Source organism: Pseudomonas sp. S34 (assembly GCF_009866745.1).
Classification (GTDB): Bacteria; Pseudomonadota; Gammaproteobacteria; order Pseudomonadales; family Pseudomonadaceae; genus Aquipseudomonas; species Aquipseudomonas jessenii.
Genome location: NZ_CP019398.1, coordinates 150658 through 173930, shown reverse-complemented (window position 1 = coordinate 173930; position 23273 = coordinate 150658). Strand labels below are relative to the sequence as shown.

The window sequence follows — 23273 nt, the reverse complement described above, 5'->3', positions numbered from 1 at the left end:
CGTACTTAAGATGTATATACTTTGTCAGCACGACAACCGAGAAGGCAGCCATGTCGAAACAAGCCGTTTTTACAATGAAACTTGAGTCTGAACTGCGCGAGCAGTTCATGGCAGAGGCAGAAGCCGCTCATCGCCCCGCCTCGCAAATCGTCCGGGAAATGATGCGTCAGTTTGTTCAAACCCAACGGGAGGCTCGCGAGTACGAAGCATTCCTGCAGCGTAAGGTCGACACCGCACGCGCTTCGATGCGCGCCGGCGACGGGCTGACAAATGATGAAATTGAGGCAGAGTTCGCTGCCAGGCGCAGGCGGGCCGAGCTACAGGAATGAAAATAATATGGACGAAAGAAGCAGCACAGGACCGTGCAGACATTTGGGATTACCTGCATGCCGTTAACCCAAAAGCAGCCATCGACATGGACAACCGGTTCAGCAATGCGCTATCCCGGCTTGCCAAATACCCGGAAATCGGCCCTGCCGGGATCATTTCAGGCACTCGCGAGCTGACGCCACATCAGAGTTACCGCATTGTTTATGAGCAGGGACTGGACGCCATCTGGATACTCGCCCTGGTCCATACATCCCGGCAGTGGCCGCCCGGACGATGACGATTCACACCCCGCGCCCCTTCCTCAACATCACATCCAGTTGATCCACCACCTCGGCCCAATCCGCGTCATCGAGAATCTCCTCCCGCAGAAGTTCCGCCTGGCTCGGGCTCCAGAAAAACGCATCCGCAAGGTGCAGCTCCGGTTTGAGCGGTGAATGGGTGGCGATGAATTTATCGATGCTTTCGGCGTCGTCCGGCAGGCCGAGTTGCTTGAACAGCGAAGGAAGGTTGTGGGTCGGGCTTTCCATGTCGAACTCCTGGGGACCAATTCAAGGACCGCTGCGCGGTCATCGCGAGCAAGCTCGCTCCCACAGGAAATGCGATAAATCTGTAGGAGCGGGCTTGCCCGTGATGACGTCAGCATTGACGAAACAAAACTCAATGACTCAATTCCCGCACCTCGGCATGCGGCACCATTTTCAGAAACTCGGGCATGTCCATGCGCACCAGGTTGACGTGGTTTCCAGCCTCCAGATAGATGTCTTTTTGCCGGGTCAGCAGCGGATCGATGACCACCTCCAACCCATAGGACTCACCCAGCGCCGGTACTGCACCGCGCTCGCAATCATCGAACAGGTGCGCGAGGTTGCTTTCGCGGGAAACCTGCCACTCACCGCTGCTGCGGACTTTGCTCAGGTCAAGGTGACGGCTGGCGGGCAGCACGGCCATCAGGTAATGCCCATGGTGATCGTCGAGGATCACCGATTTGGCCACCCGTTCGGCAGGAATACCTGCGACCCGCGCCGTTTCAAGGCTGCTGGCCGAGTGTGGGTGGCTGACGATGTCGTATTCGCATTGAGCCTTTTCCAGGCTTCGCTGCACGGTTCTTGCCATACGCATGATGCACCTCGGTGTCCGCCATGATCGCTTGCGGACGATGATTAAAGCTTGGCTTGCGTAGTAAAAGTCTAGGCCCGTCAGCGCGTTCCGGTGGGAAATCCGCTCATCGGCTGCCGACGGTAATTGAGCAAAATTCATACCGGCCGAGGCTCAACTAAACTGTATTCAGAGCCACTCCACGACTCTCCCGGAGGGTCAAGTGAACATGCGGTGCTGTGCAGTTGCGTTGCTATTGGCGTTGAGCGGATCGGCCTGCGCCACCGACACAGTTGTGTTGCTGGTGCCCAACCCCATCGGGATCTGGTTGATCACCTTCGGCATTGCGTTCCTGATCGCCGAGGCGGCTCTGCCCAATTACGGCGTGATCGGCCTGGGCGGCATCGTGATGTTCGTGATCGGCGCGGTGATCCTGTCCAATACCGAAGTGCCCGTGCCGTTGATGATCGGCCTGGGACTGGTCAGCGCGCTGTTGCTGATCTACCTGGTGATTCACGCCATGAAGACACGACCGCGCGACATCGTCAGCGGTGATGCCGGGCTGCTCGGCAGCGTGACGGCGGTGACGTCATTGCAGACCGGTAACGCCTATGGCGGCTGGATTCATCTGCAAGGAGAACGATGGCAAGTGCTTAGCGCGACGCCGCTGCAACCCGGGCAGCGGGTGCGGGTGGTGGGGCGCAAGGGTTTGCTGCTGCAAGTGGCCGCGGCTGACGCGGCACCGGGCGGAGAATAGTCATGGGTTTGCAATTGGGTCTTGTCGCGCTGCTATTGTTGATCATCGCACTGGCAGGGGCGACGTTCCGCATCCTGCGCGAATACGAGCGCGGCGTGGTGTTCCAGCTCGGGCGCTTCTGGCAGGTCAAGGGCCCTGGCCTGATCCTGCTGATTCCGGTGGTTCAGCAAATGGTAAGGGTCGATTTGCGCACCGTGGTGCTGGACGTGCCGCCGCAAGACGTGATCACCCGCGACAACGTGTCGGTCAAGGTCAACGCAGTGCTGTATTTCCGCGTGCTCGATCCGCAAAAGGCGATCATCCAGGTCGAAGACTTTCTGATGGCCACCAGCCAATTGGCGCAAACCACGCTGCGGGCGGTGCTGGGTAAACACGAACTGGACGAACTGCTGGCCGAACGCGAACGCTTGAATCTGGACATCCAGCAAGTACTCGACGCCCAGACCGACGCCTGGGGCATCAAGGTCGCCAACGTCGAGATCAAGCACGTGGACCTCAACGAATCGATGATCCGCGCCATCGCCAAGCAGGCCGAAGCCGAACGGGAACGGCGAGCCAAGGTAATCCACGCCGAAGGCGAATTACAGGCCTCGGAAAAACTCATGCAAGCCGCCGAAATGCTGGGCCGCCAACCGGGGGCCATGCAGCTGCGCTACATGCAGACCCTGAGTTCGATTGCCGGCGACAAGAGCTCGACCATCGTCTTTCCACTGCCGATCGAGTTGCTCAAGGGCATGGCGGACTTGTCGTCGAAACCTTGAACTCAGACGCTTACTCAGTCTGCGCCGCCAACGGATACACCGACTCCCATCCGCCGCCGAGGGCCTTGTACAACCCGACCATCGCCAGCGACACGCCGGTCGAACTCTCGACCCATTGCTCCTGGGTCGCCAGTAGCGCACCTTGCACGGTGAGCACATTGACAAAGTCCACCACCCCTTCGACATATTGCTGTTGCGCTGTTTGCAAGGCGATCTGGTTCTGCCGCACCGCTTCGGCGAGGCTGTCGCGGCGCAACTGGCTGGCGTTGTAGGCAGTCAACTGGTCATCGATTTCATGCCAAGCGCGCAGCACGGTTTGTTGGTAGGCGATGGCCGCTTCCTGTTGCTGGGCTTCGCGCAAATTCAGCACGCCGCGCAAGCGCCCGCCGTCGAACAGCGGCAGGCTGAATTGCGGGCCGATGCCGAACGCTCGCGAGCCCCACGAACCAAAATCGCTCAACTGCATGGCTTGCGAACCGACATTGTCCGACAGGGTAATCCGCGGATAGAAATCGCCCTTGGCCACGCCAATGCTGGCCGTGGCGGCATGCAGCCGTGCTTCGGCCTGGCGAATGTCCGGCCTGTGTTCAGCCAGTTGCGAGGGCAAGCCAATGGCGACCTGGCGCGGCGTTTGTGGCACCGGTGCGTCTGTGGATAACTCCGCCGCCAATGCCTGGGGCGGTTCGCCCATCAACAGACTCAAGGCGTTGATCAGTTGCCACTGGCGCTGCTCCAGTGCGGGCAGGCGTGATTCGATGGCCGCCACCTGCGCGGCGGCTTCGGCGACATCCAGATCCGTCGCGACACCGTCGGCCAGGCGCAATTGCGAGAGCTTCAGGCTATGGCGGGCAACGTCGAGGTTCTGTTCGGTGACGAGCCTGGTGTTCTGTACACCGCGCAGCTGAATGTAGTCCTGGGCGGTTTCGGCCAGCACCGACAGCAGCACACCGCGTCGGTCGTTCTCGGCGACTTCCAGGTTGGCGTCGGCCGCTTCGGTTTCCCGCCGCACGCGGCCCCAGAGGTCAAGCTCCCAAGACGCGGAAAAGCCGGCATCCCACAGGTTGAATGCGGACTGGCCGTTGTGCCCTGACGGGTCGCTCAGGCCTTCACCACTATTACGTTTTCGGGCGTAACTTCCCGTGGCGGCGGTATTCGGATAGCGGTTGGCGGTGATCACCTGGCGAACGGCACGGCTTTGCTGCAAACGGCTGCCGGCCAGCTTCAGGTCGAGGTTGTCGGTCAGGGCGCGTTGCGTGAGGGCCGAGAGTTTCGGGTCGTTGAACACCTCCCACCAGCGCTCCTTCATCGTTTCGGCGAGTACTTGGCTGGTGGCTGCCTTTGATGGTTTCGACCACTCGGTGATTTGTGTGGGCTGAGGTTTGTGAAAGTCCGGGCCGACGGTGCAGGCGCTGAGGCTCATAGCGAGCAAGGCACTCAAGGTAAGTTGCGACAGTTGGCCCCTTCGCGAGCAAGCCCGCTCCCACAATGGACTTTCTGTGATGCGAAAATCTTGTACATCGCGCATAAACCTTGTGGGAGCGAGCCTGCTCGCGATGGCGTCCGTACCGTCAACACAGGTTTTCATCGCTGAGTCTCCTCACGCGAGACACCACTGACGGTATCGATGCTCGCCTCCACCGACATCCCCACCCGCAAGCGCTCGGCCAGCGATTGTCCCGGCTCCAGCACGATTTTCACCGGTATCCGCTGTACCACCTTGGTGAAGTTGCCGGTGGCGTTATCCGGTTTGACCGCGGCGAATGTCACCCCGGTGGCCGGTGCAATGCTTTCGACACGACCGCTCAGTGCCGCACCGCCCAGGCTGTCGACGCGCACTTGCACAGCCTGCCCAGGCTGCACATCCGTCAGTTGGGTTTCCTGGAAATTGGCCATCACATAAGCCTGTGCCAACGGCACCACTGCGAGGATTTTACTGCCCGGTGTGACGTAGGCGCCGACCCGCACCGCGCGCTCGCCGACCATGCCGTCCTGCGGCGCGACGATCCTTGTATAGGACAACTCGTAGCTGGCCATTTCCAGCTTCGCTTGCGCCCGTTTCAGGCCACCTTCGGCTGCGTCGCGCTGGGCCGTAAGTATCTCCACTTGCTTGCGCTCCGCCGCCAGTACCGCCGTGGCATTAGCCAGTCGCGCGGAGGCCTGATCGATGCGCGTTTGCGCCTGTTGCGCATTCTGCACCGTGCCGGCACCCACCCCGGCGAGGTGCTTGTAGCGGTTCAATTCATGCTCGGCAAACGCCATTTCCGCCTTGGCCGAAACCACCGAGGATTGCGCCTGGGCAATCACCGACACCTGGCGCTCGAGGGTCGCCCGGGCGTTTTGCAGTTGCGCCCTGGCCACCAGCGTTTCGGCATCGGCGGCATCGGCGGCGGCGCGTAGATCCCGGTCATCGATCAGTGCCAGCAACTGCCCGGCCTTGACCTGCTGGTTGTCCTCAACCAGCACTTGCTTGATAAACCCGGCGACTCGCGGCACTACCAGGGTGAAATCCGCCGAGACATACGCATCGTTGGTGTTCTGTTGGGTACGCTTGCCGAACAGGCCGGGCATCGCCAGGTACAGCAGCACACTGACGGCCAATGCGGCGGTCATGGCAACCGCGACTTTCTGCTTTGCTTGAGTGTTCATAAAAACCTTCTGTTTCAGTGGAGCAATCAGGTCGGTGCGCGCGGTGGATAAATCCGCGTCGGCAGCCAGAAAATCAGCAGGATCAAGGTCACGGCGATACCGGCCATGCACAGGTAAAGGTCGGAGGAAGTGAGCACCACCGCTTGTTCATGCAGACGATGAGCGAGACTTGCGCTGTCGCGCTCCGCCAGCGGTGAGTTGCCGAGACGGTCGACCAGCATGGTCGAGTGGAAATGCAGGCGTGCCGTGGTCAACGCCTCGATCACCCCGGTGGCGATGACCGCCGACAGGCCTTTGACGGTGTTGAACCAGGCCGATGCGAACGGCCCTTCCATCGGGTTGATGCTGCCGGTGGACAGCATCAGCAACGGCAACACCGCCATGGGCTGACCGAAAATCTGCAGCCATTGCAGCACATAGAAATCGTCGCGAATCCACGCGGACGTCAATTGCGAGCCGCCGACGCACGACAGCGTCAGCATGCCCAGGCCAATGCCCAACACCCAGCGGCAATCGACCCAGCGAAAGTTGCACAGCGCCGCCACCAACGGCAGCGCAATCAATTGCGGCAGCGCCGCCAGCAGCATGATCGGCGCGGTCTGCACCGGGCGATAACCCTGGACCTGCGCCAGGTAGCTGGACGGAATAATGATCACCGCCTGCAACACCACCAGCACGCCCGCCAGGGTCAGCAGGGCGAAAGACAGGTTACGGATGCCGAGCATCTGCATCTTGAAAAACGGAATCGGTTGCGACCACTCGCCGGTCAAAAACAGCACCAGCAACAACAGCCCGCCGCCGAGCAATCCGCAGATCAGGTTCGACTCGAACCAGTCCAGGCGATTGCCCTGCAGGATGCCGATCACCAGCATGCAGATGGCGGGAAAGCCCAGCAGCACACCACGCCAGTTGAAGGACTTGAAGCGCTCCAGGCGCAAGGGGTCCTGGGGTAAGCCATACGCCACTGCGGCCATGGCAATCAGGCAAGGCGCGATGATTTGCCAGAAGGTCCATTGCCAGCCGACATACTCGGTCCACAACCCCGCCAGCGGCGTGCCCAGACCCGGGCCGAACGTCGCCGTCAGGGCATAACCGGCCAGGCCATACAACTTCACATTGGCCGGCAGAAAGCGCAGGGCCACGGTCATCAGCATGGGTGGCAATGCACCGCCCGCCAGGCCTTGCAAGGTGCGTAGCAACAACAGGCTTTCGTAATTCGGGGCGATGGGGCACAGCGCACCCAATAGGGTGAACAGGCTGATGGCGCACAGGGTGAAACGCCGCAACGAGAACGTCACCGCACACCATGGCGCAAAAGCCATGGCCGCCACCGAAGTCGCGGTGTAACAGGCGACCAGCCAGGTGCCCTCGTCGTAGCCGATGGCCAACGCACCACGGATGTCGGCCAGGGCGACTTTGGTCACCATCTCGTTCAGGCCCGACACCAGCACTGCCAGCAATACGCCAACGAGGCCGATGATGATCCGCGGGCCGAAGACGGGTGGAGCGGCTGCCGTGCTGGCCGCAGCAACAGGTGCCGTGACCGTAAGGGAAGTCATGTACTGCAAGCTCCGGCGTGGAAAGACCGAAGCATTCTAGGAAGCGTGATGCCTGACGAAAATCAACTTATTGGCAGGTTATAAGTGCGCTAGACGCAACAATGCAAAGCCCTTGTGGGAGCGGGCTTACTCGCGAAGGCGTTGGGTCAGTCGGTATCAATGTTGAATGACAAATCGCATTCGCGAGCAAGCCCGCTCCCACAGGGGGAAATTGCGCTCGACCTCAGTCCGGCTGCGCAGCCAGCCACGTCTCATCGCAACACGCCTTGAGCGTTTCCCGCAGCCAACGGTGGGCCGGATCCTTGTCGAAACGCGGATGCCAGGACTGGGTCAGCATCAGGGTCGGCAACGGGATCGGCAAGTCGAAGGAGCGCAGCTTCAGCCCGAGCCGTCGCACGCTCAGCAGTGCCTCTTTGGGCACCGGCAGAATCAGGTCGGAATCGGGCAAGGCAAACATCGCCGCATGAAAGCTCGGCGCGATCACCGCCACCCGCCGCTCCAGCCCCAGGGCATTGAGCGCGGTATCAATCGGCCCCCGGGCAATTCCGCGCCGGGACATGCTGATATGCGAGAACCCCGCGTAACGCTCCGCGGTGATCTCACCGTCCAACAGCGGATGATCCTCGCGCACCAGACCAACGAAGTGGGTGGAAAACAGGTTCTGAATCTTCACTTCCGGGGTCAACGGCCGGGTGTTGCTGACGCTCAGATCGATCCGCCCTTCGCGCAACGCCTCATCATCGCCATCGCCTTCCGGGACGAAACGCAATTCGCAGTGCGGCGCCTGCCGGTCAAGGGTGTCGAACAGCTTGCCGCCGTAGACGCCGACAAAGAAGTCGTTGGCCCGAATACTGAAACGCCGCCGTAGCGAACTCAGTTCCACCGCATCGGCCGAACGAAACAGCAAACCGGCCTGTTCCACCACGCTGCGAACCTGTTCGCGCAACTCCAGTGCCTTGGGGGTCGGTACCAGGCCACGGCCGGCGCGCACCAGGATCGGATCGCCAATGGCCTCGCGAATGCGCGTCAACGTCCGGCTCATGGCCGCCGGGCTGAGGTTCATCCGCCGCGCCGCGCCCACCACACTGCCCTCGTCGAGCAAAGCATCGAGGGCGACCAACAGGTTCATGTCTGGGAGTTGCATGGTGAGCACTCGTGTTTGATCTGAGCTGATTCAGACGCAATGCTAGCAAACAAACTGCCGAATCATGTGTTGGCAGCACCGACCTCTTCGCGAGCCTGCTCGCGAAAGCGGTGGAACCGTCACCACATCCATTCGCGCTAACCCATAGATACAACTCACACCACTATCAGTTCTGATAGTTCGCAAACCTGGCTCAAGCGAGTAAAACTCAAAGCCTGCCCCGTTTCCGCGAAGATCCCGGCATGAGCCAACCTGTTGATCGAGACAACCGCAGCCGGCCACGCGTAGTACTGCTGGCAACCGACCGCAGCCAATCCATCATTGGCGAAATCGTCGATGGCCAGACCAAAACCATCGCCTACTCCGCTTACGGCGAGCAGTCAGCGCAGCAGAAAGTCGAGACACGACTGGGGTTCAATGGCCAGTTACGTGAAGCGAATATCGGTTGGTATTGGCTGGGTAATGGTTACCGCGCCTACAACCCTCGGTTGATGCGTTTTCATAGCCCGGACAGTTTGAGTCCATTTGGTAAGGGTGGACTGAATGCATATATGTATTGCGGCGGGGAACCGGTGATGAATTCGGACCCTACGGGGCACATACGCATTAAACTCCCCCTACCAGTTCGCTCTCTTCCGCAAAGAGCTAGCGTGATTGTAGAAAACCCAAACTCCTCCAAGCTCTTCCCAAAAGCAGCCGCTGAAATCAGCACGGTAAAGCCAAATACAAAAAACCCGGTCGCTGTACCTGTAGCCGCACTGGACCAACCCTCCTCAATCATAAACAACACCAATGCCAACGCGGTCGCACCAAGCATTTCCCCTTCTTCACTAACGGTTAATGCCCCGCATACACAATCATCAGAGCTGCAGGGCATGCCTAAGTTGAAAACAATGATCGACATCTATCAACAGCCACTAATGCGCGGAAAACGGAAAATGCCGGAGCTTTCCATTAGCGCTACAGAAGAGGAAATTAAAAAAATACCTCGATTGAACCCTGTCGTTCACCTGATTCGCCTTACTTAGAGCACTCTCTCGATCAGGTGAACACCTGTGATCTAACGATCGCACTTAGCAGGCAGGTCAGTTTCTTATTGGAGATAGCCATTCATAAGAAATGAATAAGATGTTGACACCCCCTCACCGCACCATCCCCCACCGCCTTACCGTCACCCGCTCCAACGAATCAAACACCAGATTCTCCACCAGCAACCCAATCAGAATCACCACCGCCAACCCGGCAAACACCTTGTCGGTGTACAGCTCATTGCGATTCTGAAAGATGTACCACCCCAACCCACCTTTGCCGCTGGTCGCACCAAACACCAACTCGGCAGCAATCAAGGTCCGCCAGGCAAACGCCCAGCCGATTTTCAGGCCGGCGAGGATTGACGGCAGTGCCGCCGGAATCAGGATGAACAGCACGAAGCGCATGCCCTTGAGGCCGTAGTTGCGCCCGGCCATGCGCAGGGTTTCCGAGACGCCGAGGAAGCCAGCGTAGGTGTTCAGCGCCAGCGCCCAGAGCACCGAATGCACCAGCACGAAAATCAGGCTGTTTTGCCCTAAGCCAAACCACAACAGCGCCAGCGGCAACAGCGCGATGGCCGGCAACGGGTTGAACATTGAAGTCAGAGTACTCAGCAGGTCACGACCGAACTGGGTCGACACCGCCAGCGTGGTCAGGGCAAACGCCAGGACGATGCCGATCAGGTAACCCTTGAGCAACACCACCAAAGAAATCCACACCTTGCCCAGCAACTCGCCGCTGAGCAGGCCGTCGTAAAGCGCTTGAGCGGTTTGCACAAAACTCGGCAGCAGCAGGTCGTTGTTTTGATACCTGGCAACAGCTTCCCAAAACACCGCGAGCAAAATCAGGATCAGGCTTTTGCGCAGCCAACCTTGCTGCCATAGACGCTGGCCGAGGGGTAACTCCCGCTCCAGCGGCACGCTGGTCAGTGGCTGCAAAACCGTTTCGAACTCTTCACGCGGGGATGATAAATGGCTCATCGGGCCCTCCTTTCAACTGGCTCAATAAGCGATGCGGATGTCGGCGAAATCCAGCTCATGCTCAGCGTTCGCCGCATCACCTTCGTCGAACAACAGCCGATGAATACGTCGCGCCGATTCCTGAAACGCCACACCGCCGAGGCTGTGCAAATCGTATTGGTGGCTGTGGACTTCCGCTCTCACCCGTCCCGGATGGGGTGACAGCAACAGAATGCGATTGCCCACCACCAGTGCCTCTTCGATGGAGTGCGTGACGAACAGCAGGGTGAAACGCACCTCCTCCCAGAGCAGCAGCAATTCTTCCTGCATCTTGCGTCGGGTCAGGGCATCGAGCGCGGCAAAGGGTTCGTCCATCAACAGGATTTTCGGCTGCATCGCCAGCGCCCGAGCGATGGCGACCCGTGCCTTCATCCCGCCTGACAAGGTGTGCGGATAAGCATCGGCAAACGCCGCCAGGCCGACCTTTTCCAGATAGTGCAGCGCTCGCTCTTCGGCCTCCCTGTACTTGAGGGTTTTTGAAGCCAGAAGCGGAAACATCACGTTCTGTTTGACGGTTTTCCACGGCGGCAGTTGATCGAATTCCTGAAACACCACGATCCGGTCCGGTCCCGGCGCATCGACGCGCTGACCTTGCAGACGGATCTCGCCCTCGACGGGCTGGATAAAGCCGGCAGCGGCCTTGAGCAACGTCGACTTGCCGCAACCGGACGGGCCGAGCAGGACAAAGCGGTCCGCCGGATCGATCTCGAAACTGACCTGATGGGTCGCCCGCACCACGCGCTGCGGTGTGCGGTATTCGAGGCTGACGTTATCGACCGACAGCAGCGCCTGGGCTGCCGCGATCGGTTTGCTGACCGTGTGGCCTTGCAAGGGAGCGTTCATTTCGGTCAGCTCCCTTGCAGTGGTTTGTTGTCCTGGAAGAAGTAATCCTTCCACGAATCCGGTTTGTTTTTGATCGCGCCAACGCGGTACAGGAACTCGGCCAACGGGTAGGTATTTTTCGGCGTGACGCTGAACTCGAACTGCGGGTTGTCGATGATTTTCAGTAACGCTGCGCGGTCGATCTTGGCCTTGGTGACGCGGATGTAAGTGTCGGCTGCCGCGCCCTTGTCGTTCTGCGCGAATTGCGCCGCTTCGGTCAAAGCGTCAATAAACGCTTTGTAGGTTTTCGGGTTCTCATTGCGGAATTTCTCGGTAGCGAACAACACCGTCGGCGAATTCGGCCCGAGCAGGTCATAGGTGTTCAGCACCACGTGCACGTTGGGATTGGCCAGTTCCTGATCCTGGAACGGCGGGTTGGAGAAGTGCCCGCTCAGCTCGGTGCCGCCAGCCACCAGCGCCGCTGTCGCATCGGGATGCGGAACCGCAATGGTGTACTTGTCGAGGCGATTGAACTCTTTGTCGCCCCACTGTTTGGCCGCCGCGTATTGCAGGAAGCGCGACTGTACCGACACGCCCACCGCCGGCACTGCGATTCGGTCTTTCTCGGTGAAGTCGGCAATGGTTTTGACCTTGGGATTATTGCTCACCAGGTAGTACGGGAAGTTGCCCAGGGAAGCCACGGCCTTGACGTTCTGCTTGCCGTGGGTGCGATCCCAGATGGTCAGCAGCGGGCCGACGCCGGCGCCGGCAATGTCGATCGAGCCTGCGAGCAACGCATCGTTGACCGCTGCACCGCCGGAGAGCTGGGTCCAGTCGACCTTGATGTCGATGCCTTCCTGCTTGCCGTACTTCTCGATCAGGTTCTGATCGCGCACCACGTTCAGCAGCAAGTAAACAATGCCGAACTGTTCGGCAATGCGGATTTCACCTTCGGCGTGGGCCACGTTTGGCGCCACCAGGCTGCCGGCAATCAGGCTGAAACCCAGACCGATGGCTGCGGCCAGCGGTGCGAATGGAAGACGTTTGGACATGGTCAGATCTCCGACAAATCAGAAAGGCGCGTCGCCCTGGATGGTGGTGCGATACAGCTTGCGGCGCAGATGGCTGGGGCATCCGGCGGCGAGGTGGATCAGCGAACGGTTGTCCCAGAACACCAGGTCATGGGGCTGCCATTGATGGCGGTAGATGTTTTGCGGCAGCACGCTGTGGGCGTAGAGCTCGGTCAGCAGTTGCTGGCTCTCGTCTTCCGGCAGGCCAACGATGCGGGTGGTGAACCCCTCGCTGACGAACAACGCCTTGCGACCGTTTTCCGGGTGGGTACGCACGACCGGGTGGACGACTTCGGCGACCTGGGCGAGTTGCTCCGGGGTCAGGGTCGGGCGCCAGTTGCCTTCGAATTTGGTCTCGCTGTAACGCGCGGTGTAGGAGTGCGCTGCCGAGCGCCCTTCAACGGCGTTGCGCAATGCAAGCGGCAGGTCGTCCCAGGCTTTGTGCATATCGGCGAACAATGTGTCACCGCCTTCTGACGGCAGCTCCTGGGCATGCAGCATCGAGCCCAGGCTCGGCAGTTCTTTGTAGGAGAGATCGGAATGCCAGAACTTGCCGGCGTCACCCAGGCCGATGTTCTGGCCGTTTTCGACGATGTTGGAGACGATCAGGATTTCCGGATGCCCTGCCAGCAGGAACTGCTTGAGCACATGGATCTGCAACACGCCAAAACGACGGCTGAAATCGATCTGTTGCTCAGGAGTTATGCGCTGGTCGCGGAACACCACCACGTGATGATCCAGGTGCGCGCGGTGAATACGGGCGAAGTCCCGATCATTGATCGGACGGGACAGGTCGAGACCGATGATCTCGACGCCCACCGCTCCGCTGAACGGGCGGACTTCAAAGAATTGTGGCGCGATGCTTGGCGAAGCTGAAGCTGAAGCTGCAGACATAAATCACTCCCACGCACGGCACGCTCAAAGGCGCGCGCGTCGATCAGAAACTCACGGAGGTCCCGTGTTGGTTCGTGTCGTGCGGCGCGCCGATTGGTCGACAGGTACGCAGGAGATTCACTTTATAGATATAAGAATTGAAATTTAAATACCGTTAACGAATAACGATATGGCGATTGCGAAGGGAGTGGAGGAATCGTGGGATGACGTTATTTGTCACTTTCTGACAGGATTTTGGTGTTTTGGCGGACGCTATCGCGAGCAAGCTCGCTCCCACAGGGGTCAGTGGAAACACAAAAATTGCGTTTCAATACAGATCCATTGTGGGAGCGAGCTTGCTCGCGATGGGGCCAGTGGCCCCGAAGGTGGATTACCGCTCGTGCAGCGCCTCGGCCCGCGCACGGATGATCGGCTTGAGCAGGTAGCTCAGCACGGTCTTCTTGCCAGTGATGATATCCACGGAAGCCACCATCCCCGGAATGATCAGCAACGGCTTTTCATCGGTGCCCAAGTGGCTGCGGTCGGTGCGCAGCTTGATGAGGTAGTAGGTGGTCTTCTTGTCTTCATCGGTGATGGTGTCGGCACCGATCTGCTCCAGTTTGGCCTTCATCCCGCCGTAGATGGTGTAGTCATAGGCGGTAAATTTCACCGTCGCTTCCTGCCCCGGGTGCAGGAACGCGATGTCCTGCGGGCGGATCTTCGCCTCGACCAGCAAGGTGTCGTCCAGCGGTACGATTTCCACCAGGTCGCTGCCCGGCTGGATAACCCCGCCGATGGTATTGACCAGCAACTTGTTGACGATGCCCCGCACTGGCGAAGTGACCAGCGTCCGGCTGACCCGGTCTTCCAGGGCCTTGCCGGTGGCCTGGGCCTTGTTCAGGTCGGTGCGTGCTTCATTGAGTTGGGTCAGGGCTTCGCTACGGAACTTGCCACGGGTTTCATCGACCTTGCGCTGCACTTCCTTGATTGCCGATTCGGCTCGTGGAATTGCCAGCGTGGTGGCGTCGAGCTGACCACGGGTCTCCGCTTCGGCACGCCTGAGGCGCAGGACTTCCACCGGTGATACCGCGCCTTGGGCCACCAACGGCTCGGACATGCTGATTTCCTGACGCTGGAAGCCCAATTGCTGGCGATACTGCGCCTGTTTGGAGGTGAATTCGCGCAGCTCTTGCTGGCGCTGGATCAGCTGCTCCTGCAAGCCACCAATCTCATCGTGCAACTGTTGGCGACGACTGATATAGAGCGACTCTTCACTCTTGGCCTGACCCGGCACGGCCTTGAGCACATCCTCGGGGAAGTTCAGCGGACGCTCTTCGACCTCGGCGCTCAGGCGCTCGACCCGCAGCAGCATCGACAACCGATCGGCCTCGGTTTCACCGACGTTCGAAGCAAATCGCGTGTCGTCCAGGCGAATCAGCGGTGCGCCGGCTTCGACAATCTGACCTTCCTTGACGAACAGCTCGGCAACGATACCGCCTTCAAGGTTCTGGATCTTCTGGATCTTCGACGATGGAATCGCCTTGCCGTCGCCCTTGGTCACCTCGTCGATCACCGCGAAGTTGGCCCAGAGCATCAGGAACACAAAGAACGCGATGATCGCCCAGATCGTCAGCCGCACCACGCGGGGCGCATCCTCGATCAGCGCCTTGTTGACCTCCGGCAGCGGCTGCCCCTGAAGTGAAGCAGAGCCTTTGAAGTAGCGAAGGATCGAACCCTTACCCGACTTAAGCAACACTGATCTGCCCCTTCTTCAACGCTTCCATCACTGCGGCTTTCGGGCCGTCGGCGAGTATCTGCCCGCGGTCGACCACGATCAGGCGATCCACCAGCGACAACAGCGATGCCCGGTGCGTTACCAGCACCATGGTCTTGTTTTCGATCACCGCTGCCAGGCGCTGCTTGAGGCGCTCTTCACCGGTGTTGTCCATGGCGCTGGTCGGCTCGTCGAGCAGCAGGATCGGCGGATTGAGCAGCAATGCACGGGCCAGGGCGACGTTTTGCCGTTGACCGCCGGAGAGGTTCTGCCCGCGCTCGCCGACTTGCAGCTCATAACCCTGCGGATGCAGGCGCGCATACTCGTGGACGCCGGCCAGTTCTGCGGCTTGCAGCACCAGTTCGTCCTCGACATACCGCGCACCGGAAACCAGGTTGTCGCGCAAGGTGCCGGCGAGCAACTGAATGTCCTGGGGCACGTAGCCGATGTTGTAGCGCAGCTCGCTGACGTCGATCTGGCGGATATCCACACCATCGACCAACAACGCGCCGTCATCCGGCTGATACAGCCCCACCAGCAACTTCGCCAGCGAGCTCTTGCCCGAACCGCTTCGACCAATGATGCCGACCTTCTCGCCGGGACTGATCGACAGGTTGATGTTCTTCAGCGCCAGGTTCTGCTGTTGCGGGTAGGTGAAGTTGAGCTGGCGGCACTCAATGCCGCCCTGCAGCACCTTGCGGCTGAGCGGACGCTCTTCGAAATTGCGCTCCTGGGGCAGCTCCATCATCTGGTCGACCGAGGTCATGGTCACCCGCGCCTGCTGATAACGAGTCAGCAGCCCGGACAGTGACGCCAGCGGGCTGAGCGCACGACCACTGAGCATGTAGCAGGCAATCAGGCCGCCCATGCTCAGGTGACCGTCGATGATCTGGTACACGCCGAAGACGATCATGATCACGCCGGCCAGTTGCTGGATCAGCAAGGTGATATTCATCGCCAGGCCGGAGAGCATTTTCACCCGCAACTCAAGGCGACTGAGGGTGCCGATGGTCTGCTCCCACTGATACTGGCGTTCGCTTTCGGCGTTGTTGACCTTCACCGCATCCAGGCCGGCCAGGGTCTCGATCAGGCTCGACTGACGCTCGGCCCCCAGCGCCATGGTCCGTTCCATGGTCGCCACCAGGGGTTTCTGCAAGGCATAGCCAATGGCCAGGGCGATCGGGAACGCCAGCACCGGTATCCACACAAGATGCCCGCCAAGGATCGCGATGACGATAAAGATCAGAATCGTGAACGGCAGGTCAATCAGGCTGGTCAGTGTCAGCGAGGCGAGGAAGTCCCGCAGGCTCTGGAACTCATGGATGTTCTGGGCAAAGCTGCCGACCCGCGCCGGCCGGTATTTCATGGCCATGCCGACGATGCGCTCGAACAGCGTGGCCGAGATAATCAGGTCGGTTTTCTTGCCGGCCAGATCCAGGCACAGGCTGCGCAGGCTTTTCAGGATCAGGTCGAACAGGTAGGCGCCCGAGATGCCGAATGCCAGCACCCAGAGCGTCGCTTCGGCCTGGTTCGGCACGACACGGTCGTAGACGTTCATCACGAACAACGGCGCGGCCATGGCAATGATGTTGATCAGAAAACTGGCGGCGATGGCGTCGGCGTACAACCAGCGCGAACGCTTGAGGGTGTCGCGGAACCACGAGCGCGCACGCGGAATCAGCGTGCCGTGATTGACGTCGAACTTGTGCTGCGGCTGGGCGAAAAAGACTTTGCCGGTGTAGTCATCGGCCAGCAGGTCACGGCTGACCAGGGACTCACCGCCGTCGCTTTCGCTGAGCAGCACCCGTACCTGATCTTCGCCTTGCCAGCCGAGCAGGACGGCACTTCGACCGTCCCTGAGCAACAACAATGCTGGCATCGCAATCGCCGGAATATCCTCCAGCTTGCGTTGCAGCACCCGACCTTGCAGCCCCGCGCGAGCTGCCGCGCGAGGTAGCAAGTCGACACTCAAGCGTTGCTCGGGCAGCGGCAGGCCGGTGGTGAGCATTGCCGCGCTGGCAGGCTTCTGGTGCAGCATGCAAAGAGCGAGCAGACCATCCAGTAGCGGATCGTCATGCAACGCGCGCGGATCATGAATGAGTTGAACCCGACTGACTTCTGATTCCACGCTCGGCACTCTTGGCTAACAATTGAACAATGAAGGTCCTGCTCAATTCATACCGGGCAATTGGACCTTGGGCTTCACGTCGTTCTGCACAACGGATGCCAATGGTGCGACCACTCCCTGGCTCTTGAGCAACTCGCCCATGGTCGCCTTGATTCGGTATTGAGTAAATAACTGAATGTTCTTGATCTCCACCAGACGGCGCGAAGAGGTGAACAGCTCGTTCTCGCTGTCGAGCAAATCCAGCAGGGTGCGCTCGCCAAGGCTGAACTGACGCTGGTAAGCGGTACGCACGGCGGTGCTGTGGTCGACGTATTGCTGGGCGATCGGCACTTGCGCGTTGGCGTTGTTCAGGGCGTTCCAGGCCAGGCCCAGCTCTTCATTCAATTGGCGCAGGGCGTTGTTACGGATATCCAGCGCCTGGTTCGACAGGTAGGACTTGGATTCCAGATCGGCCTTGTTGCTGCCGCCGGCATACAGATTGAAGCGCATGCGCAGCATGGCTTGCCATTCATTGTTGTGGCCGTTCTGACCATCAATATCGTTGTCCGCGGTGCGACCCAACTCAGCATCGAAGCGCGGGTAGAACGTCGACTTGGCCGTGTCGTATTGCTTCTCGGCAGCGGCGATATCGGATTCGGCCGAGCGCAGGATCGGGCTGTTTTCCAGCATCTGCGCACGGGCTTCATTCAGGTTGGCCGGCATCAGTGCCAGGAAACTCGCCGGGCGCTCCAGTTGATCGGGCATCTGGCCAACAGCGGAGAGGTAGTTGGTTTCGGCGTCAGCCAGGTTGGTCTGCTCGGTGATCAGGTTGTTTCGCGCCTGGGCCATCCGCGCCTCCGCCTGATCAAGGTCGGCGCCACTGCCGACGCCACGCTGGGTGCGCAGTTGGATCTGGTCGTAAATGCGCTGGTGGCTCTTGAGGTTGTCCTCGGCCAGACGTACGAATTCGCGGCGGGTCAGCACGTCGAGATAGACCTGGGCCACGGTCAGCCCGGTACGCTCGGAAGTACTCAGCAGCGAGTAGGCGCGGGAGTTGACAGTGGCTTGTTGACGCCCTACTTCGCTGGACGTCGCAAAACCGTCAAAAACCATTTGGGTCAGACGTAAACTTGACTCACTGCGATTCAGGGTTTCCCAGTGATTGTTGCTGCCGTCCGTTCGTGTGGTCACGCTGTCGGTGCCCTCACGACCATAACCGCCCAGCAGGTCGACCCGTGGCAGGTATCCACCTTTCGCAGCCTTCAACTGATAATCCGCAGCCAATCGACTGTTGACGCCTGCCTGGACCTCCGGATGGACATCCAGCGCTTGTTGCATGGCGTTTGGCAAGGACTGTGCCTGGACGAAAGACGCGGCGAGGGCGAAAGGTACAGCCATGAACAAAGGCGAACGCATTGTAGGAATTTCCCAGGACTTCTTGTCTTGAATCACAGCAAAAGAACGCGCTGCGTCGGAAGATGGCAAGCGGAATGACCGTATGTCGGAAAGTTCAAAAAGTGGAACTGGATCACATACCGAGGACGAGTCACAGCTTAAATATCAATGTGACATTATTGGGACGATTGTTTAGGATGGCTCCAAGAAGGTCAATAGTTTGGCATAAAGTTAATAGCGAAAAAATATAGCCAATAAATTGACGAATTGATGCGTCAAATTTGTGCATCTATTTTGCAATGTACGTCCAGACTGGTCGGCGCCGACAGACGCCATCAGGTCCATGGAAGTCAACTGAACGGACACCCCGGAGAGTCTTCAATGAGCAGTGTTGTTGCCATCGTCAAAAGCATTGTCGGTCAAGTTTTCGTGGTGTCCCCAGAGGGCATCCGCCGAGTTCTCGTTGAAGGCGACAAGTTGTTCGCCGGTGACCAGATCGACACCGGCCTTTCCGGTGCCGTATCCCTGGAGCTGGCCGATGGCCGCACCCTCGATCTGGGCCGTGACACTCAGTGGAGCGCCGACGCTCCAGACTCCAGCACTGATCTGGCAGCCGCCACCGCGCAAGCCGCGCCTTCGGTAGAAGAGCTGCAACAGGCCATTGCTGCCGGTGCCGACCCGACAAAAGACCTTGAAGCCACCGCTGCCGGCCCGGCTGTCGCAAGTTCTGGCGGTGCCGCCGGTGGTGGTCACAGCTCCGTGATGCTCGACGCCACCGCTGCCCGCGTCGATCCGACCATCGGCTTCGCAACCAATGGTCCTGATTTCACTGCTACCCCCACTACGCTCGATACCGGCAACCAGACCATCACGACCATCACGTCCGTCAACGCCTCGAGCGTAATGACCGCTGATACTGGCACTCTGGCCGAAGACAGCGTCGCAACGGGTAATGTACTGACCAACGATAGCGATGCCGAGACGCCGCTCAGCGTCACCGGCTTCACCATCGCTGGCGTGACCGGCAGTTTCACCGCAGGCCAGACAGCGACCATCGTCGGTGTCGGTACGTTGACCATCGGTGCCAATGGCGACTACACCTTTACTCCGGACGCCAACTACAACGGTGCTGTACCGCAAGTTACGTACACCACCAACACCGGCTCCAGCAGCACACTGGGTCTCACCGTGACGGCGGTCGATGACCCGAGCGTTTTGACTGCCGACACCCAAGTCACTGCTGAAGACACCGCAGCGATCGGCAACGTGCTGAGCAACGACAGCGACATCGACAACGTTCTGAGCGTGGTTACTTTCACCATTGACGGCGTCAATGGCACTTTCACCGCCGGCCAGACGGCGACCATCGCCAACGTCGGCAGCCTGGTGATCGGCGCCAATGGCGCCTACACCTTCACGCCGGCCGCCAACTACAACGGCACGGTGCCGACGGTCAGCTACACCGTGACCGACGGTTCCACCTCGACCCTGACCATCAACGTCACCCCGGTCGACGACAGCTTCAGCGACCTCAGCGAAAGCGTGACTACCAACGAAGACACCGCCGTGACCGGCAGCGTCCTCACTGGCACCTCGAGCGTCGACGGGCCGGTCAGCGTGGTCAACTTCACCATCGGTGAAACCACCTACGCCGCCGGCAGCACGGCGACCATCGCCAACGTCGGTACCCTGGTGATCGGCGCCAACGGCACTTACACCTTCACGCCGGCCGCCAACTACAACGGTACGGTGCCAACCGTCAGCTACACCGTCACCGACGGTTCCGGCAGCAACGTTACCTCGACCCTGACCATCAACGTCACCCCGGTCAACGACAACTTCACCGACGCCAACGAAACGGTCTCGACCCTGGAAGACACCGCCTTGACCGGCAGTGTGTTGACCGGCACCTCGAGCGTCGATGGCCCGGTCAGCGTGGTGAATTTCACCATCGACGGTGTTGCTGGCACTTTCACCGCCGGCAGCACGGCAACCATCGCCAACGTCGGCAGCCTGGTCATCGGCGCCAACGGCGCTTATACCTTCACGCCGGCCGAAAATTACAACGGCAGCATGCCAACCGTGAGCTACACCGTCACCGACGGTTCCGGCAGCAACGTCACCTCGACCCTGACCATCAGCGTCACCCCGGTCGATGACAGCTTCACCGACCTCAGCGAAAGCGTGAGCACCAACGAAGACACCGCCGTGACCGGCAGCGTCCTCACCGGCACGAGCAGCGTCGACGGCCCGGTCAGCGTGGTGAATTTCACCATCGACGGTGTTGCTGGCACTTTCACCGCCGGCCAGACCGCGACCATTGCCAACGTCGGCAGCCTGGTGATCGGCGCCAACGGCGCTTACACCTTTACCCCGGCCGCCAACTACAACGGCAGCGTGCCGACCGTCAGCTACACCATCACCGACGGCTCGGGCAGCAATGTCACCTCGACCCTGACCATCAACGTCACCCCGGTCGACGACAACTTCAGCGACCTCAGCGAAAGCGTGACCACCAACGAAGACACCGCCGTCACCGGCAGCGTCCTCACCGGCACGAGCAGCGTCGACGGCCCGGTCAGCGTGGTGAACTTCACCATCGGTGAAACCACCTACGCCGCCGGTAACACGGCGACCATCGCTAACGTCGGCACCCTGGTGATCGCGGCGAACGGTGCTTACACCTTCACCCCTGCCGAAAACTACAACGGCAGCGTGCCGACGGTGAGCTACACCGTCACCGACGGCTCGGGCAGCAACGTCACCTCGACCCTGACCATCAACGTCACCCCGGTCGATGACAGCTTCACCGACGCCAGCGAAACGGTCTCCACCCAGGAAGACACCGCCGTCACTGGCAGCGTCCTCAGTGGCACCTCGAGCGTCGACGGGCCAGTCAGCGTGGTGAACTTCACCATTGGTGAAACCACCTACGCCGCCGGCAGCACGGCGACCATCGCCAACGTCGGTACCCTGGCGATCGGCGCCAACGGGACTTACACCTTCACCCCGGCCGCCAACTACAACGGCAGCGTGCCGACGGTGAGCTACACCGTCACCGACGGCTCGGGCAGCAACGTCACCTCGACCCTGACCATCAGCGTCACCCCGGTCGACGACAGCTTCACCGACCTCAGCGAAAGCGTGACTACCAACGAAGACACCGCCGTCACCGGCAGCGTCCTCACCGGCACGAGCAGCGTCGACGGCCCGGTCAGCGTGGTGAATTTCACCATCGACGGTGTTGCTGGCACGTTCACAGCCGGCCAGACCGCGACCATCGCCAATGTCGGCACCCTGGTGATCGGTGCCAACGGCACCTATACCTTTACGCCGGCCGAAAATTACAACGGCAGCGTGCCGACGGTGAGCTACACCGTCACCGACGGCTCGGGCAGCAACGTCACCTCGACCCTGACCATCAGCGTCACCCCGGTCGATGACAGCTTCACCGACCTCAGCGAAAGCGTGACTACCAACGAAGACACCGCCGTCACCGGCAATGTGTTGACCGGCACGAGCAGCGTTGACGGCCCGGTCAGCGTGGTGAATTTCACCATCGACGGTGTTGCTGGCACGTTCACCGCCGGCCAGACCGCGACCATCGCCAACGTCGGCAGCCTGGTGATCGGTGCCAACGGCGCTTATACCTTCACGCCGGCCGAAAATTACAACGGCAGCGTGCCGACGGTGAGCTACACCGTCACCGACGGCTCGGGCAGCAACGTCACCTCGACCCTGACCATCAGCGTCACCCCGGTCGATGACAGCTTCACCGACCTCAGCGAAAGCGTGAGCACCAACGAAGACACCGCCGTGACCGGCAGCGTCCTCACCGGCACGAGCAGCGTCGACGGCCCGGTCAGCGTGGTGAATTTCACCATCGACGGTGTTGCTGGCACTTTCACCGCCGGCCAGACCGCGACCATTGCCAACGTCGGCAGCCTGGTGATCGGCGCCAACGGCGCTTACACCTTTACCCCGGCCGCCAACTACAACGGCAGCGTGCCGACCGTGAGCTACACCGTCACCGACGGTTCCGGCAGCAACGTCACCTCGACCCTGACCATCAACGTCACCCCGGTCGATGACAGTTTCACCGACCTCAGCGAAAGCGTGAGCACCAACGAAGACACCGCCGTCACCGGCAGTGTGTTGACCGGTACCTCGAGCGTTGACGGGCCGGTCAGCGTGGTGAATTTCACCATTGGTGAAACCACCTACGCCGCCGGCAGCACGGCGACCATCGCCAACGTCGGCAGCCTGGTGATCGCGGCGAACGGGGCTTACACCTTTACCCCGGCCGCCAACTACAACGGCAGCGTGCCAACCGTGAGCTACACCGTCACCGACGGTTCCGGCAGCAACGTCACCTCGACCCTGACCATCAGCGTCACCCCGGTCGACGACAGCTTCACCGACCTCAGCGAAAGCGTGAGCACCGCCGAAGACACCGCCGTCACCGGCAGTGTGTTGACCGGCACCTCGAGCGTCGACGGTCCGGTCAGCGTGGTGAACTTCACCATCGGTGAAACCACCTACGCCGCTGGCAGCACGGCGACCATCGCCAATGTCGGCAGCCTGGTGATCGGCGCCAACGGGACTTACACCTTCACCCCGGCCGAAAATTACAACGGCACGGTGCCGACGGTGAGCTACACCGTCACCGACGGTTCCGGCAGCAATGTCACCTCGACCCTGACCATCAACGTCACCCCGGTCGATGACAGCTTCACCGACATCAGCGAAACCGTGACCACCGCCGAAGACACCGTCGTGACCGGCAGCGTCCTCACTGGCACCTCGAGCGTTGACGGTCCGGTCAGCGTGGTGAATTTCACCATCGGTGAAACCACCTACGCCGCCGGCAGCACGGCGACCATCGCCAACGT

Annotated in this window: 19 protein-coding genes (1 of these 19 running past the window's edge); 6 read left to right on the top strand and 13 right to left on the bottom strand. The window is 60.4% G+C overall.

The window, feature by feature from the left end; genetic code table 11:
* Positions 1 to 50 precede the first annotated feature (50 nt).
* Both PspS34_RS00720 and PspS34_RS00715 read left to right on the top strand, forming a co-directional pair.
* Complete coding sequence (locus PspS34_RS00720) at positions 51 to 329, top strand: antitoxin of toxin-antitoxin stability system (RefSeq protein WP_150812085.1); 279 nt, start codon at positions 51 to 53, stop codon at positions 327 to 329.
* Positions 326 to 607 (top strand): type II toxin-antitoxin system RelE/ParE family toxin, encoded by a 282-nt coding sequence (locus tag PspS34_RS00715; protein ID WP_102672451.1) that lies wholly within the window; start codon positions 326 to 328, stop codon positions 605 to 607. The genes PspS34_RS00720 and PspS34_RS00715 overlap by 4 nt, the downstream gene beginning before the upstream one ends.
* Before the next feature lie 4 nt (positions 608 to 611).
* On the opposite strand, the gene PspS34_RS00710 is transcribed toward PspS34_RS00715, so the two are convergent.
* Both PspS34_RS00710 and PspS34_RS00705 read right to left on the bottom strand, forming a co-directional pair.
* On the bottom strand, positions 612 to 857 hold the full coding sequence (locus PspS34_RS00710; RefSeq protein WP_015092958.1) for a DUF2789 domain-containing protein: 246 nt from the start codon (positions 855 to 857) through the stop codon (positions 612 to 614).
* A gap of 130 nt (positions 858 to 987) precedes the next feature.
* Positions 988 to 1449: a YbaK/EbsC family protein gene (locus tag PspS34_RS00705; RefSeq protein WP_007975646.1), complete on the bottom strand. Its 462-nt coding sequence runs from the start codon at positions 1447 to 1449 to the stop codon at positions 988 to 990.
* A gap of 199 nt (positions 1450 to 1648) precedes the next feature.
* Between PspS34_RS00705 and PspS34_RS00700 the strand changes: the two genes are divergently transcribed.
* Together PspS34_RS00700 and PspS34_RS00695 are read left to right on the top strand one after the other, a co-directional pair.
* Complete coding sequence (locus PspS34_RS00700) at positions 1649 to 2182, top strand: NfeD family protein (RefSeq protein ID WP_154861300.1); 534 nt, start codon at positions 1649 to 1651, stop codon at positions 2180 to 2182.
* A gap of 2 nt (positions 2183 to 2184) precedes the next feature.
* Complete coding sequence (locus tag PspS34_RS00695; RefSeq protein WP_057399130.1) at positions 2185 to 2943, top strand: slipin family protein; 759 nt, start codon at positions 2185 to 2187, stop codon at positions 2941 to 2943.
* Between the two features lie 10 nt (positions 2944 to 2953).
* On the opposite strand, the gene PspS34_RS00690 is transcribed toward PspS34_RS00695, so the two are convergent.
* The 4 genes from PspS34_RS00690 to PspS34_RS00675 all read right to left on the bottom strand — a co-directional run bounded on the left by PspS34_RS00690 (position 2954) and on the right by PspS34_RS00675 (position 8292).
* On the bottom strand, positions 2954 to 4528 hold the full coding sequence (locus tag PspS34_RS00690; RefSeq protein ID WP_154861301.1) for an efflux transporter outer membrane subunit: 1575 nt from the start codon (positions 4526 to 4528) through the stop codon (positions 2954 to 2956).
* Entirely contained in the window at positions 4525 to 5589 is a 1065-nt protein-coding gene (locus PspS34_RS00685) for an HlyD family secretion protein (RefSeq protein WP_154861302.1), read from the bottom strand. Before PspS34_RS00685 ends, PspS34_RS00690 begins: the two co-directional genes overlap by 4 nt.
* A 26-nt stretch (positions 5590 to 5615) precedes the next feature.
* Positions 5616 to 7148 carry an MFS transporter gene (locus tag PspS34_RS00680; protein WP_154861303.1) on the bottom strand — a complete coding sequence of 511 codons (1533 nt, stop codon included), beginning with the start codon at positions 7146 to 7148 and terminating at the stop codon, positions 5616 to 5618.
* A gap of 223 nt (positions 7149 to 7371) precedes the next feature.
* Positions 7372 to 8292, bottom strand: coding sequence for a LysR family transcriptional regulator (locus tag PspS34_RS00675; RefSeq protein ID WP_150812089.1), 921 nt, complete (start codon positions 8290 to 8292; stop codon positions 7372 to 7374).
* Positions 8293 to 8534: 242 nt separating this feature from the next.
* Here PspS34_RS00675 and PspS34_RS00670 point away from each other — a divergent pair, with 242 nt between their 5' ends.
* Positions 8535 to 9320 (top strand): RHS repeat-associated core domain-containing protein, encoded by a 786-nt coding sequence (locus tag PspS34_RS00670; protein ID WP_154861304.1) that lies wholly within the window; start codon positions 8535 to 8537, stop codon positions 9318 to 9320.
* Between the two features lie 114 nt (positions 9321 to 9434).
* Here the strand turns inward: PspS34_RS00670 and PspS34_RS00665 are convergent, their stop codons facing one another.
* From PspS34_RS00665 to PspS34_RS00635, 7 genes are all read right to left on the bottom strand, one after another.
* Positions 9435 to 10301, bottom strand: coding sequence for an ABC transporter permease (locus PspS34_RS00665; protein WP_154861305.1), 867 nt, complete (start codon positions 10299 to 10301; stop codon positions 9435 to 9437).
* 21 nt (positions 10302 to 10322) lie between these two features.
* Entirely contained in the window at positions 10323 to 11183 is an 861-nt protein-coding gene (locus tag PspS34_RS00660) for an ABC transporter ATP-binding protein (RefSeq protein ID WP_154861306.1), read from the bottom strand.
* A 5-nt stretch (positions 11184 to 11188) separates the two neighbouring features.
* Positions 11189 to 12214 (bottom strand): ABC transporter substrate-binding protein, encoded by a 1026-nt coding sequence (locus tag PspS34_RS00655; RefSeq protein WP_154861307.1) that lies wholly within the window; start codon positions 12212 to 12214, stop codon positions 11189 to 11191.
* Between the two features lie 18 nt (positions 12215 to 12232).
* Positions 12233 to 13126, bottom strand: a complete 894-nt coding sequence (locus PspS34_RS00650) for a TauD/TfdA family dioxygenase (protein ID WP_154861308.1) — start codon at positions 13124 to 13126, stop codon at positions 12233 to 12235.
* A gap of 370 nt (positions 13127 to 13496) precedes the next feature.
* Positions 13497 to 14861 (bottom strand): HlyD family type I secretion periplasmic adaptor subunit, encoded by a 1365-nt coding sequence (locus tag PspS34_RS00645; RefSeq protein WP_150812095.1) that lies wholly within the window; start codon positions 14859 to 14861, stop codon positions 13497 to 13499.
* Complete coding sequence (locus PspS34_RS00640) at positions 14851 to 17007, bottom strand: type I secretion system permease/ATPase (RefSeq protein ID WP_150812096.1); 2157 nt, start codon at positions 17005 to 17007, stop codon at positions 14851 to 14853. Before PspS34_RS00640 ends, PspS34_RS00645 begins: the two co-directional genes overlap by 11 nt.
* Before the next feature lie 42 nt (positions 17008 to 17049).
* Positions 17050 to 18402: a TolC family outer membrane protein gene (locus tag PspS34_RS00635; protein ID WP_150812097.1), complete on the bottom strand. Its 1353-nt coding sequence runs from the start codon at positions 18400 to 18402 to the stop codon at positions 17050 to 17052.
* Between the two features lie 360 nt (positions 18403 to 18762).
* Here PspS34_RS00635 and PspS34_RS00630 point away from each other — a divergent pair, with 360 nt between their 5' ends.
* Positions 18763 to 23273, top strand: partial view of an Ig-like domain-containing protein gene (locus PspS34_RS00630; RefSeq protein ID WP_159389491.1) — the 5' portion only. It continues 25129 nt past the right edge of the window; the window shows 4511 of its 29640 coding nt (coding positions 1-4511); its start codon is at positions 18763 to 18765; its stop codon lies off the right edge, out of view.

Bases quoted from the DNA above. Each gene is read 5' to 3' on its own strand.
- PspS34_RS00660 (WP_154861306.1), bottom strand. From the start codon at position 11,183: ATGAACGCTCCCTTGCAAGGCCACACGGTCAGCAAACCGATCGCGGCA.
- PspS34_RS00675 (WP_150812089.1), bottom strand. From the start codon at position 8,292: ATGCAACTCCCAGACATGAACCTGTTGGTCGCCCTCGATGCTTTGCTC.
- PspS34_RS00655 (WP_154861307.1), bottom strand. From the start codon at position 12,214: ATGTCCAAACGTCTTCCATTCGCACCGCTGGCCGCAGCCATCGGTCTG.
- PspS34_RS00690 (WP_154861301.1), bottom strand. From the start codon at position 4,528: ATGAAAACCTGTGTTGACGGTACGGACGCCATCGCGAGCAGGCTCGCT.
- PspS34_RS00695 (WP_057399130.1), top strand. From the start codon at position 2,185: ATGGGTTTGCAATTGGGTCTTGTCGCGCTGCTATTGTTGATCATCGCA.
- PspS34_RS00680 (WP_154861303.1), bottom strand. From the start codon at position 7,148: ATGACTTCCCTTACGGTCACGGCACCTGTTGCTGCGGCCAGCACGGCA.
- PspS34_RS00665 (WP_154861305.1), bottom strand. From the start codon at position 10,301: ATGAGCCATTTATCATCCCCGCGTGAAGAGTTCGAAACGGTTTTGCAG.
- PspS34_RS00710 (WP_015092958.1), bottom strand. From the start codon at position 857: ATGGAAAGCCCGACCCACAACCTTCCTTCGCTGTTCAAGCAACTCGGC.
- PspS34_RS00705 (WP_007975646.1), bottom strand. From the start codon at position 1,449: ATGCGTATGGCAAGAACCGTGCAGCGAAGCCTGGAAAAGGCTCAATGC.
- PspS34_RS00715 (WP_102672451.1), top strand. From the start codon at position 326: ATGAAAATAATATGGACGAAAGAAGCAGCACAGGACCGTGCAGACATT.
- PspS34_RS00685 (WP_154861302.1), bottom strand. From the start codon at position 5,589: ATGAACACTCAAGCAAAGCAGAAAGTCGCGGTTGCCATGACCGCCGCA.
- PspS34_RS00650 (WP_154861308.1), bottom strand. From the start codon at position 13,126: ATGTCTGCAGCTTCAGCTTCAGCTTCGCCAAGCATCGCGCCACAATTC.
- PspS34_RS00670 (WP_154861304.1), top strand. From the start codon at position 8,535: ATGAGCCAACCTGTTGATCGAGACAACCGCAGCCGGCCACGCGTAGTA.
- PspS34_RS00720 (WP_150812085.1), top strand. From the start codon at position 51: ATGTCGAAACAAGCCGTTTTTACAATGAAACTTGAGTCTGAACTGCGC.
- PspS34_RS00635 (WP_150812097.1), bottom strand. From the start codon at position 18,402: ATGCGTTCGCCTTTGTTCATGGCTGTACCTTTCGCCCTCGCCGCGTCT.